The 12951-nt window shown below is 64.8% G+C and carries 8 protein-coding genes and 2 pseudogenes; 4 read left to right on the forward strand and 6 right to left on the reverse strand.

The genetic code is table 11. The features are described 5' to 3' along the window. Positions 1-113 precede the first annotated feature (113 nt). The 5 genes and pseudogenes from OG584_RS03015 to OG584_RS03035 form a co-directional block, all read right to left on the reverse strand. A pseudogene (locus OG584_RS03015) lies at positions 114-338 on the reverse strand (transporter); the annotation flags it as partial. A gap of 645 nt (positions 339-983) precedes the next feature. Continuing rightward, positions 984-2990, reverse strand: coding sequence for a DNA recombination protein RecN (locus OG584_RS03020; RefSeq protein WP_405774685.1), 2007 nt, complete (start codon positions 2988-2990; stop codon positions 984-986). Positions 2991-2995: 5 nt separating this feature from the next. After that, positions 2996-3574, reverse strand: coding sequence for an ABC-three component system middle component 2 (locus tag OG584_RS03025; protein WP_405774687.1), 579 nt, complete (start codon positions 3572-3574; stop codon positions 2996-2998). A gap of 40 nt (positions 3575-3614) precedes the next feature. Beyond that, positions 3615-4589 (reverse strand): serine/threonine protein kinase, encoded by a 975-nt coding sequence (locus OG584_RS03030; protein ID WP_405774689.1) that lies wholly within the window; start codon positions 4587-4589, stop codon positions 3615-3617. A 1340-nt stretch (positions 4590-5929) separates the two neighbouring features. Further along, positions 5930-6991: a hypothetical protein gene (locus OG584_RS03035; protein ID WP_405774691.1), complete on the reverse strand. Its 1062-nt coding sequence runs from the start codon at positions 6989-6991 to the stop codon at positions 5930-5932. Positions 6992-7198: 207 nt separating this feature from the next. Here OG584_RS03035 and OG584_RS03040 point away from each other — a divergent pair, with 207 nt between their 5' ends. The 3 genes from OG584_RS03040 to OG584_RS03050 all read left to right on the forward strand — a co-directional run bounded on the left by OG584_RS03040 (position 7199) and on the right by OG584_RS03050 (position 10701). Continuing rightward, complete coding sequence (locus tag OG584_RS03040) at positions 7199-7966, forward strand: transposase (RefSeq protein WP_405773694.1); 768 nt, start codon at positions 7199-7201, stop codon at positions 7964-7966. A 471-nt stretch (positions 7967-8437) separates the two neighbouring features. After that, positions 8438-9310, forward strand: coding sequence for a hypothetical protein (locus OG584_RS03045; protein ID WP_405774693.1), 873 nt, complete (start codon positions 8438-8440; stop codon positions 9308-9310). Between the two features lie 344 nt (positions 9311-9654). Continuing rightward, a complete protein-coding gene (locus tag OG584_RS03050) occupies positions 9655-10701 on the forward strand; it encodes a hypothetical protein (protein ID WP_405774695.1) in 1047 nt (348 codons plus the stop codon). A 375-nt stretch (positions 10702-11076) separates the two neighbouring features. Here the strand turns inward: OG584_RS03050 and OG584_RS03055 are convergent, their stop codons facing one another. Beyond that, positions 11077-12213 (reverse strand): tyrosine-type recombinase/integrase, encoded by a 1137-nt coding sequence (locus OG584_RS03055; protein ID WP_405774697.1) that lies wholly within the window; start codon positions 12211-12213, stop codon positions 11077-11079. 615 nt (positions 12214-12828) lie between these two features. Between OG584_RS03055 and OG584_RS03060 the strand changes: the two are divergent. Continuing rightward, a pseudogene (locus OG584_RS03060) lies at positions 12829-12938 on the forward strand (IS5/IS1182 family transposase); the annotation flags it as partial. Between the last annotated feature and the right edge of the window lie 13 nt (positions 12939-12951).

Raw genomic sequence — 12951 nt, forward strand, 5'->3', positions numbered from 1 at the left:
CCGCACCGACTCCGGAACATGACAGACGTCCCGGTCCCGGTCGGTAAACGAGCCCACGACGTCCACGTCACAGGCCCAGACAGACATCACGGACAGCACAACCGGCGGTCGGTAAACTCGACGATCACGGGCGCACCGTTCTCGTCGAGCCCCAGGGAATCGATACGCCCGCCGTCGACGCAGTCGATCACGTACTCGCTCGCGAGAAACGTGACGCCCAACATCGCCTCCATGTGCGCCTCGACGAGATCCTGCACATCCGCCTCGACAGCAGCAAGCCGCGGCGTGACCTCAGTCACGCCGCTATTCGTCGTGTGGAACAGCTTCAGGCCCGACACCTTCCCCTCCTCGGCTACGAGATCGACAACGTCGGGCGGGTGCAGATTTGTTTCCAGACAGGGGCCACGGAGCCGTGAAGAAACCGTGCAGATGGAGCCTCTCCCTACTCACCCTTCGCACTGGTCACTGCACCGTCCGAAACCCAGCACGGGCGCTCTCATCCCATCCCAGCACGATCCCAGCACGGTAGGGATGAGCAGGGGGAATGAGAGGTGGCGAGGGTTCAGCTATCCCAGCACCATCCCAGCACGGGAAAAACAAAGGGCCCGACTCCGCAGAGTCGAGCCCTCCCTGACCTGTATGTTTGCCAGATCAGCGACGTGGAGATACGTCACCCGCCCCACATTGGGGCGGAATTCGGCCAAGTCAGAACATCAAAAAGCCCTTCGGCAGCAGCCAAGCCCACCGCGCCCTCGTCCGTCTATCGAAAGCAAACCTGGGATCGTCCAGTGGCAGCTGAAAGGGCTCAGTAGCCTGAACTCCTGGCTTCAAACCGTCAGCGCCGGTGAACCCGGCTGTCTACAGCCGATGACCACAACACCAGCAGGGCGCGCGGGCGCGCCATGAGCCCGCTGGCAACTGATCGCCAACGCCGCCGGCAGTCGCAGGAGCGGGCGGGTGAATGGCCTAGGCGGATATGAAGGTTATTCGGGGCTGCCTTCGTCTGTAGTGGTCTCGTCGTCGATCAGCCCGTAGGGGGGCCGGCCCTCGTCGCGGCTGTACCGGACCACGACGTTCTCTTCCACGAGCATGGGCGGACTGTTGTCGACGATGATCACCTGGGCGCCAGCCCCCTGTTCAGCCAGCCAGCTGGCCAGGTGGCGGTAGAAGTCGTCGATGGCGATCGCGTCTGCGATTACCGCGTCCCGGGTGGCGCCATGGCCCAGGTTCTTCTGCGGGCTGTCGATCATGAGGAAGCCGGGGTGGGCGGCCGATGTTTCAACAGCCACCTCGAAGACGGCCAGCTGCCAGGCCAGGGTCAGCAGTGTTCGGGCGCCGGATGATGCCTCGCGGTATGAGTCGCCGCGTACGTGAGGAACCAGGTTCGTGTCGATCATCGGCTGGCTGAGTTTCGGGTAGCGCCACTGCCGCAGGAGTTCGTTGTACCGGCCGCTGATCCGGCCGACGACCAGGTCCCGGTCCTGTGCGGCATCTCCCAACCGATCGCGTTCCTCCCGCAGGCGTTCGATCTGTGCCTCCTGTCGCTCCACGAGCGCGGCGCGCTTCTCCAGGCCAGCCTGAAGCTTCGTCGCGTTCTCGGCGTGCTGGAGATGACGGAGGACTTCCTCGCGCCGGCGCTGGAGGTTGTCGCGAGCGGCGAGGAACGGGGTGACGGTGGGCGAAGTGGCTTCGTCAACCGCGGCCGCGGCACGTTCTTCATCGATGGCGGCGTCTTCTGCCTGAAGCTTCAACGTGGCGAGCGAGCTGTCCAGATCCTCAACGTAGGCAGTGATCTCTTTCAAACGGGCCTTGGTGGCCCTGACCTCCGCCGCGACGTTCAACCGCCCTTCATCCGACGAGTGCTCGGCGGTGGCGGTGCCGAGCGTCAGGTGTCCGTCGCCGTGGGGCAGCTCATGGCTGCACAGACTGCACGAGCCGTTCTCCACCGACGGGGGAGCGGGCAGCCGATTCAGGCACACCGGGCAGGTAGTGACGCTGAGGGGGTCGAACAAGCGCTGCGCTTCGGCCAGCATATTGAGCTTGACCAGGTCGTCCGCGTACTGCGCCCGCAACGGCATCATGCGAGTGAGTTGCGTCTCGCAGTCACGTACCACGCTGGCGGCTCGCCGGGCGCGCTGGGCAGCTTGCTGGTGCTCGCGGCGCAGACGTCCGGCGAAGGTGGTGCCAGCTTGCGCTGCCTCGTCGAGGGCCCGTAGCTGCTCGGTCAGCTCACGCAGCTCGCCTTCGTATTGCTCAGCGAGCAGCGTGTCGACCGTGGGAACGTCCTGCTCGTCGACGAACGCGCGTGCTGCGGCAAGTTCGGAGCGTGCCTGGGTGAGTCGGGCGCCCAGTTCCTTGATGCGTTGCCCAAGCTCGACGGCGCGGTCGTCGTGAACGCCGAAGACGACGTCGACCACTTGCTTCAGCTTGTGCTTCTTCATGTACTCGTTCTCGAACAGGAAGTTCTTGGAGGCGATGCGCTCGTTGGGCAGGAACGCGAGGTTCATGAGGTCGCGGATGCTCAGAGGGTCGGTCCGGGACTCACGGCTAGAGGGGGCCTCCCGCAGCTGAACGCCTTCGAGCTTGCAGTGCCCCAGCAGCAGAGCGGAGAGGCTCTCGGGCGCTCCCGCCGGCTCGATGGTCCTGCTCTCAGGCTTGGAGAGCGGCAGGCTATCCAGTGTCCCCCGGCGTACGTAGGCAACCTTCGACGGCTCCCCCACGGGCCGCTCGATGACGTGCGGGTCGCCGGACAGCTCGACTTCCAGAAGGCAGGAACGGACCTTCCGCAGTACCTCAGGATGCCGTGGATGGCGCTTGGCACCAAGGCCGTAGGCGATGAACTCCAGCACCGCAGTCTTGCCCGAGCTGAATGCCCCGGCCACCACGGACAGGCCCCGCACCCGCTGGTCCTGCGTGAAATCGACGTCATAGTTCCGGCTGACGCCAGCAAGGCGCAGGCGCCGGATCCGGATGCCAGGCAGAGGCTGCATGGTAGTCACCCCTCCCAGGGCATGTCAGGTACCCGCGGTCCCGGGCCCAGGACGCTGAGAAGCGCGGCACCGGGCCCGCCCTCTCCCTCCGGCCGCAGCCACCGTGCGGTCTGTTCCCGCAGCGCCTTGTCGCTGAGCTTGCGAAGGCGACGCACAACGATGGACGCCGCAGTGGTGAACGACGCGGCGTAGGTGGCGGTGAAGCGAGCCCCAAGCTCCCGACCGCGGTTACTGATCGAATAGGCGAAGGCGCCGTTGCTGTTGTGGACCTCGCAGAACCCGTAAGCCACGAGCAGTCCGAGATCGTGCTGGATGCGCTCGCGTCGACTAGTGAAGCGCTGCGAGGAGGACGCGTACGAGAGCACCTGCGGGTCGAACCCGGCCAGCCTGAGCATATTGCCCTCCCTGTCGTCGGAATCGACGACGAGGAAGGGATTCGCCGACAGGAAGTCGTAGTAGCCGATGCGCTCTAGGCTCGCCCCCTTCGCGTCCTGTCCGGCCACAGCGTCGAGAAGAAGCAGCAGCTGCGCCAGCCGGAAGGTCACCTCGTCCTCCGGCATCATCACCGGCCGATGTGCTTCCACAGCGAACTCCTCGTAGGTCTGACAGGACAGGCGGCGGCGGTCAGCCGTCGACGTGCTCGGTGACGATCTGGCGCCAGTGTTTGACCCAACCCGCCTTGCGGTTATCCACGAGCCGGTGGACCAACCCCCAGCTGTGCACCAGCTCCAGGCGGAGCGACTTCGGTAGTTTGTCGTGCTCGTTGCGTACATCCCGCCAGACACGGGTGTGGAGAGCCCGAAGCGCGTCCTCGGCCGCACATTCGTTGAACTGCATCTCCCATAGACCGTGGAGCGTCGCATCGGCGGAACTGAGCGCCGCCACCTCCGCCGGAACGTCCTTGTGCGCGATCTCGCGAGCCACCAAGTCGGCATTGAAGAACTGCCTCTTGGCAGAGTCCAGCTCTACGTGGCCGGCCTCGGTCATCTGCCGAATGAACAATGCGGAGCCAAGGGAGGCTGCCTTGTCGTCCTCGACTTCGAGTACCAGCCGAAGCTGCTCCATGGGGGCGGGGGCGGCCTGAGCGTACGTCTCGTAGAAGCCGCGACGCACGTCGTCGCCCTCGGGGCTAAGCAGCTTTTTCCGGAGGGCGGTCTCGTCCCAGAGCTGGATGACGAGGTTGTGTTCCTTTTCCCTCGCCTTCGTCCACGTGTCCCACCATGCCGTCATAGGGCCGTCCATGCTGGAGGGGATGCACAGAATCCAACTGGCGATGGTGTGGCCGTTCTTGACGGCTGCCTTCAGCACGTTGTCGAGCGACTCTTCGACCTGCTGCACGTGCTTCTTGGTGGTGACCGGCATGAAGTACTTGGACTGCCACACTGTGATCGCTCCGCCGAGGTTTCCGGCGAAGGCGTCTATACCCCAGTCGCCCGGGTTGGCAGCGACGGACCGCACGTTTGGGGTCGTCGCAGCGGCAAGCTGAACGATCATCGTCTCGAAGTCGTCGCGGGCTCCGCCACGGCCTACCCCGCGGATTTCGTGCACGTCAAAGCTGATTGGCTGCACACCCGTCGGCACGGATATCGAGTCAGGCACAGACCACCCCCCTGCGCCGGTGGTTGCACACAGGACGTTCCCCGTGGGTCACACACCGTGTCGGTGCAGCCTATCCAACGGCCACTCGTCTGATCAAGAAGTGGAACGCGCATCTCGAATACGGTCCACCGCGCAGCACGGCAATCGCGCAAAACCTGCAGGCCACGGTCCAGGCGGTCGCCTTGGAGAGAGGGCTGCAGCCCTCTCTCGCTCGGACCGCCATCGGCGTCGCCCCGGCTGCCACTGTCCGATCAGGTCGACCTGCGGGCCGATGTCCAGGCTGGGCACCACTCGCCACATCTCACGCCATCACGACCGCCAACGACGACTTGACATGCCATCAGAACGTGCGTCAAACGTGCGTCGAATATGCGTCAAGATATCGCCCGTAACGCCCACAGCGCACATAATGCACATTCGACGAAACGGCAGGTCAGGCACCCTTTGCGGCAGGTTCAAGGATCGCGACGCACTCCACGTGATGGGCCATCGAGACCAGATCGAGCGGAGCCCAGCTGATCAATCGCCATTCTCTGCCCCAGAACCCCATAGAGACGGGGCAGGATGCTCGTCTTCCGTGACGGCCACGCTTTCGTGGCCGTCACGGAAGACGACAGTGAATGGTCGACACCGGGCTGAACTAACCCGGCAACGCCAACCACTTACACTCTGGAATCTCGTTTGCCCAGGTCAACGACGTGGTGGAGTTCACACACTGAAGCGGAACTCCTTCACCACCACCGCATCGCGGCGTCCCCACCGGGGTACGACTGCGGCCTCGGCGCAGCGTCCGATTCGCCCGAGGGCCTGGCAACATAGCCCGAGATCGCCGGTTAGCCAAACCGGCCTTCTTGCGCACCATGGATACCTCGTCGGCGCTTCGAGCAGCCAACTCGATTCCCCGTCGGCAAGAGCCCCTCAGGTCCGCATGGATCGCCCCGTTCGCCGCGTCCGGAACGCTTAAGCACCCCAGGAGTCACCGCGTGAGCCCAGTAACAGCAGATGCGTATGCCGGGAATGCCGCATACAGCCCCGCGCGGATCCGTGCCACCTGGGGTGGCACCAGCAGCGTGGCAGATGCCTCCAAAGCCTTCGGGTTCTCCCGCGCGAAAGGCTACGACCTCGTCCGCCAGGGACAGTTCCCGTGCCGCATACTCCAGGTGGGCCGTGGAACGCGCATCGTCACCGCCTCTCTGCTCCGCGTGCTCGAAAGCGGAGAGCCTGAGTACAACAGGGCCAACCCCTGATGCACTCCCGCCCACACTTATGAAGCCCCAGCCCGAGCACGGCGGACCTCCGCCCAGCGCCGGCTGGCCACCATCAGCCGGCCCATCGCCTGGTCACGCACCCTCCTTGCACCGTCCTTCGCCCATGCGCCGCAGGAACCCAACCTTGCCGTGCCGACCGTGGCACCCGGGGATACACACCACCGCAGCCCCTGGAGGACACCCGGTAACCCGGCTGATCTCCTCACTCGGGCTTCCCCCGTAGGTGAGAGCCTGGTTGTACTCAGCAATCTCGCAGCCCCCTTGCGCGGAGAGAAACTGCACATCGAGCCGTCCAGCGGCCCGGTCGGGGCCATCGAACCAGACCCGGCAGCTCCTCTCTCCGAACGCGCAGGCACAGGAACGCATGTCCTCCTTGAGAGCGATCCCGCATACCGGGTGAAGGAGATACCCAATGAGCGTGTCGTGGTCCGTCCAGTGCGATTCTGCGAAGGTCAGCCGGAATCCGTAGGTGTTCACGTGCTTGGTGAAACCGGCCATGTCCAGCCAGTCGGCGCCGGAACGGAAGATCAGCAGGCGGCGCAGCAGCGCACTGCCGAGCCCCGAGGCTTCCCTCCACGCGTCCTCGAACCAACCGTGTTCCATCACAAAGGCGTGTTCGCCGGGTGTCGGCCCTCGGTGCTGGAAGGGCACCGCTCCCCCGGACTGCAACTCCGCCTGACGCCGGCGCGCTTCGGCGTTGCGCCACGCGACTTCAGGGATGCCCTCCAGTCGAATACGGGCATCGCTCTCAAGGAGGCCGACGTCGATCCGGCCGTGTCCGGCGTCCTGGATGCGCAGACCGCGAATGCCCCGCAGATCATCCTTGCCACCGGTAGAGAACAGTCCCCATGCGATCAGGTCGGCGAGGCCGTCGGGATCGGCGTCAGCAGCGAACCGGATGACCGGCCGATTCTCGTAGGGGATGACGCGCATGATGCGCAATGGCCTGGTGGTGTAGGTGGTCGGGTGCTCCAGCAAGGCCCTCAACAGCTGCGCTTCCAGGAATGCCTGGTCGCCCTGGGCTGCGGGGATGAGCGGGCTGCCCGGCGGGAGCTGACTGAGGCGCTCCTTGGCGCCGGCCCAGGTTTCCCCAGTGTAGCGGCGGCAGAGGTCGATGGTCGGGTCGGAAAGCATGTCGAACTCCTTCGGGCGCTGCCGGATCTCAGCGCGAGGAAAGAGTTTGCTGCGGACACGACTCTGGCGAGTGGTGAAGCATGAGGCGAGGGCTTTCGACACGCTGCGCCATCGATCCGGAAGGGCGCACGACGAGGGGTCCCTCAACCCGGACCAGAGCCTAAGACCTGTCCCGTAACTGCTGGTCACAGGTGAGATGATCTTGCTGTGTCTGGTGTGATCACGGCGTCGGAGCCGTCCTGGATAGCCCCGTTCACCGGGCTGAGCCCGCGTATCTTCGGCAAGCTGGTGACCGCGCTGCGCCGCGAAGGTGCAGATCCGGTCCGCAAGGGCCGCCCGTGGTCTCTTCCGCTGGAGGACCGGGTGCTGCTGGTAGCGGCTTACTGGCGCACGAACTTGACGTTGCGCCAGATCGCCCCTCTCTTCGGTATCTCGAAGTCCGCGGCCGACCGCATCATCGACCACCTCGGCCCGTCCCTCGCGCTGCAGCCCCGCAAGCGGTTCCGCAAGGACACCGTGCTCATCGTGGACGGCACCCTGGTGCCCACCCGCGACCACACCATCGCCGAGCAGTCCAAGAACTACCGGTACTCCACGAACCACCAGGTCGTTATCGACGCCGACACTCGGCTCGTTGTGGTGGTCGGCCGGCCTCTGCCCGGCAACCGCAACGACTGCAAGGCGTGGGAGGAGTCCGGCGCGAAGGCCGCCGTCGGCAAGACGATGACAATCGCCGACGGCGGCTATCCGGGCACCGGGCTGGTGATGCCACACCGGCGCCGCAACGGCGAGGAACTGCCCGACTGGAAACACGCCCACAACAAGTCCCACAAACAGGTCCGCGCCCGCGTAGAGCACGTCTTCGCCCGCATGAAGACCTGGAAAATCCTCCGCGACTGCCGCCTCAAGGGCGACGGCGTCCACCACGCCATGCTCGGCATCGCCCGCCTGCACAACCTCAACCTCGCCGGATAGACGAGCGGTCGGGCTGGTCACCGCCCACGTCCACACCAGGCAGAGATCATTTACGGGACAGGTCTTAGACGCACCGCAGCGGACGAAGCAATCCAGGCACTCCCGTACGAGTGAATTGCCACCAGCCATCGCGAGCGGCTCGTCACAACCGACATCGTGTGCTCTAGGGTGCACTTGCGGCTTGACCACCGCTCCCTGGAGACGCTTCGGCCCATTCCTCCACGCTCGGGTGAACCGGTCACCTATCACTTAGGACGACGCACTGTCGCACGCGAGTCTCACTTCCCAGCACCCAGGGCCGAGGTGCTCAGGAGAGTCATGTGCGCCTACGACCAATCCGTCGCGCTGAACCGCGTCAGGTACACGGGTGAAAGCATCCAGCAAGCCCGACGGGCCCTGGACTTGCTGCCCTCAACCTCAACTCCACTCCCCGCTCCAGCAAGCGCGGCCCAAGTGCGCCTGGAGGCACGCGTGTTCCTTGGCCTCCTGGAGAACCGCAACGTCTGCACGCGCTTCCCCCTCGGCGTCGTCTCAGTCCAGCCCGCTTCGAATCTGATCACGCTCCAGGTAGAAAGCGTGGACCGTGCTGCCGAGATCCTCTTCGGGCTCCTCCCCACCCTCCCCTCGGAAGGGGACCTGCACGGCGTGCCCGGCCTGCGCATCGTCAGACGCTTCCGCACAGCGCTCGAACTCCGCGTACTCGACCAGCCCACGCGGCTACGACTGAGTGGTCTGCCCCACTCGCTGTGGCGCGAGGCAGAGCAGACCATGCTCAACAAGTGGATCGACCCGGACGCCATGCAGCTCTGCTGGCGCACCTCGCGGTCAACGTGGACCGCCGGCGAGCGCGAGCACTTCTCCCAGTGGGAGAACAACAACGATCCCTTCGTCCAGGTCCAGCATCGCGGAGCCTGGCTGGGCAGCGGGCTACTTCGCCGCACAGCCCTCCTGCACACCGTGGCCAACACCTATCTCGCCGACGGCTACCGCGGAACGGCGTTCGGCCACACACGGCTCGTCGTGCGGTCCTCGCATGTACACGATCAGGGACCAGGGCCGCACCACATCGCCGCAGCCCTCCTAGACCCGGTGTTCGGTCTACCGCTACGCCTCACGCGGTTTCGAGGCGACACCGACCAGAAGTACGGCAGCGACCAGCACTTCATCCTCACCGACCCCGCCAAGACGGCGCTGCTCGACCTGCGAGCCTCCGTCGAACGTCCCCCATCCCGCCTCTCACCCGAACTCTGGCAGAGCATCCTGCGACGCCTCCCCCGCGAAGGCTTCCCCAACAACCTCTCCCCCGCGATTCTCGCCGGGCTGTGCGGAGCAAACGCGTCATAGCCGCGCTCACACTTCTCGCGGGCGCCCGACGTTCCTTGGCCGATAGGACCTGCGAAGGAACCAAGCCGAACAATTCCCACCGATGGATAGGTCGCACAGTCCCGCCGATACGCGGGGAGGGCACCCACGCCAACCCGCGCGCAAATGCGGGCCTCCGTGATGCCCTTCAGCTAAGGTGTCGTCGTAGGGCACAGCGGGGCCCGAATTGCGCGGCGTTCCCCCGACGAACGTTGCCTGACAAGCCAACTCGGCTGGCATCGCAGCTTCGAATACACCTTGTGCGCAGCGGAGAATCGCCGTGTTGCCTGGGTCGGGACAGGAAACTGCGGCGGAAAGCCTCCCGCGTGAAGAGCACTCGTATCGAACGCCGAGCCCAGAAGCTACAGATCGCCACAGGTCTGCCCTGGACCACATCTCTCAGCAGGGTCAAGAGCCTCGAAGCCGCAGACCCACTCGTTCCCCCCGCGGACGAGGCTCAGGCCGAGCTGGAGTGCTACTTCCTCTACAGCATGGCCTGGCCGGGGATTGACACGCGCCACCCGTGGGGAATCCGCTCTGCCGATTCACGCCGGGGCGCACTGCTCCTCACCGTCGAGGACGAAGACGTCAACCGGGAAGTATCCGGTGAGTCCATGGCAAGCGAACTGGTCCGCGCCTGCCTACCGCGGATCTCCGAAGAAGGCGAACTACGCGGCATCCCCGGACTTCGCTTTATCGTGGAAGACGAGTCGGTCCGCCTGTACCGGATTGGCCTCGCGGGCTCCATTACTCTGGCCGGCGTCGACACCGATAAATGGTTGATGGCCGTTGATACCGTGACCCGCGATGCTGAATCCGCTGACACCATGCTCTGTCACCAGCAGGCGCCCGACCGATGGCATAGCAGCGAGAGCGCTACCCGCAACCCTGCCGCACAAGATATGCACGCTCAGCACCATCGCCGAATTGTCGCTTCGTCATGGCTGGCTAGCGGGATTCTTCGCCGTGCACCCATGCTCAGGACGATTGGTGTTCCACTCAGCACGACGGCCTGGACGAACCCATCCAGAGACGGCGGCCGGGAATGGATCATCGAGTACATCCATGAGCCACTCGCCGAGGCCCCCCTGCACCACCGGGGATTCCAGAACCTACTGACAGACCCTGAGTGCGGAATTCCTCTGATCGTAACGGATTTCGACTGCACCTGTCAGCAACCCGCCGACGCCGGCTACGCATGCAGACTCTACGCATGCAGCCCGACCGGCAGCCCTGGAGAAATCCAGGTTCGCTTCTCTCGACGCCTGGGCAGGCGGCTGGCGCACTACACGGCAGACCACAACGACTATGCGGCCCGGCGAAGCCTCTACCAACGCCTGCCTGAGAGCCTCCTGCCGGTGCCCGAACACTGACCCTCCGACGGCCGAACCCGGGGCCAACCGCACTGATGACCCCCGCCGGCAGTAGCCGACGGGGGTCATCACGTCTCACACGAGGGCACGTTACCTCTCACGAGAATCTCACAAACAGGGTCGACGCGCCTGGACAGAATCCGCTGACCTGGCCTTTTACACCTCACCTGGACCACTCTGGACCCCACAAGACACCATCTACAACCTGTGCCATGTGGGACCGGTGCCCCGTCATCGTCGGCGAGCAAGATCCGGACCAGGGGCGGACCAAAGCGGCTTTCGGTGCAGCACATCCAGCGGTTTCTGCAGCTCAGAAGCAATTGTTGCCCTGTACCACCAGTACACGAAGAAACTGCTGTCCCTCAAGACCGGAAGTCAGGCTGCTTCCCAGAGGCCGGCATCCAGGATCCGGGCAGCCTTGGTAATGCTCCCCGGCAGCAGATGCCGGTAGGTGCGGTACGTCTCCTCGATGGACTTGTGACCCATCCACTCCGCCACGTCCGTGATGGGGATCCCGCCGCCGAGAGCGTTCGAGGCGAAGTAATGCCGAAAGCCATACATCCCCACACCTCCCTCTGGCGGAAGATCCGAGAAGAGCTTCTTCACCCGGCGCCGCTCCATCCCCTCGGTGAAGTAGCCGCCCGGACCGCGCAGTAGGTAGCCGTCGTTCGTAGTGCCGTGTTTGGCCGCGTACCGCTCGATCGCCTCTCGCACCGACCGCGGCAGGGGCACCTCTCGGAACTCCCCCGTCTTGCGGTGCTTCAGCTTCGCCGGCCTCAGCGTGTTGGAATGGATCTGCTCGTGCACCCGGTAGACGTCCTGCGCTACGACGTTGTTGATGTTCACCGCCCGCGCCTCGCCGTTGCGCAGACCGCACCCCGCCATCACGACGATCTCCAGTGAGAGGTCTTCGCCGGCGACGGCCAGTGCTTTCGTCACGTAGACACGAGAGGGAATGGCAACCGTTCCCCGAACGTATGCGGGCTCCTGGACCCCCTTCACTGGGTCGTCCGCCATTGCCCCCTTCGCGTAGGCGTCCCGCAGGACGGTCTTGAGGACCCTAAATATGTTCACCTGGTTCCCGCGGCCGACCCCGTCGCTCTCCATCTCGTCCAGGAACCGCTCGACCACCATCGGTGTGACGGAGTTCAGCTTCCGTGATCCAAGACGGGGGACGATGTGCACGTTGATCGAGCTGTCGACGGCCTCACCGGTGGAGTACTCCGTCATCTTGCGCTGCCGGGGACGCCACTGCTTCGCGTACTCCTCGACCGTCAGCTGGCCAAGCTCGCGGCGGGCCGCCGCGACAGTCGGTGTCGTGGTCTTCTTCTCCGCATAGAGCTGTATGAGGCGCTCGATCGCATCATCCTGCGTGTCGTACCCGGACTCTTCGCGCTGCTTGCCGAGGGCGTCCCGGAAGCGGATCGAGTACGGGTGAGGGCAGCGGGTGGGCTTCGTGCAGCCGCAGTCCTTGAAGAAGGACCCCATCCCGCGGGCGAGCTTTCGGGCCATGTGATGCACCATCCGTTCCAGCCCAAGAACCGTGCTCAGGCACCGCGCTGTAGGTCGAGGTCAGCAAGCGGAGACACGTCCGGGACGCATGCTGACCGTTTGCTGACCTGAGGGGGGCACATGATGCCCCTGACCTGCGGCGACGCCAAATAGCTAGATCTTGGACTTGAACATGGTGCGCATCATCGAGGTACTCCCGGCTATAGGCTCCCTGCCTGCGTGTTCGCAGGTCAAGGGCTGTTTCCACATCTTACAGCCAGTCGCATGTCCGGGCAGCTCTCGTCATGTCTTCAGGACGCATGCTGATCGAATACTGACTTTCCTGATGGCACATCAGGTAGGTGCAGGAAGGCACTCACGGTCTCGCCCGTCGCTGCCCTGCGCACGGCAGAGCATGCAACGTGATCGGGGGCTTCACGAACAGCCTGAGGGCACCGCTCGGGGCAGCCGACGACAAGGCGAGGGAGGCGCTCTTCACACTGCCGAACCCGCTGCCTGAGCTGGGTTCCCTCACCCGAATGTGACAGCCCCGACGGATGGCATGGCGGATGACCAAGACCGCCCGCCCCCGCCCGAGTTCAGCGTGAGCATCCCGAGCGAACGCCACACCAGGGCCTCATTGATGCCTCCTTCGACCTCGCCGACACAATCATCACAGTGCGCAGCCTGATCCGGCGGCCCTGGACAACTCACCGATGGGAGAACGCCCGAGCCGCCGACCCTGATCCTTCGGTCCTG

It is taken from the genome of Streptomyces sp. NBC_00859, assembly GCF_045161865.1.
Taxonomy (GTDB): domain Bacteria; phylum Actinomycetota; class Actinomycetes; order Streptomycetales; family Streptomycetaceae; genus Streptomyces.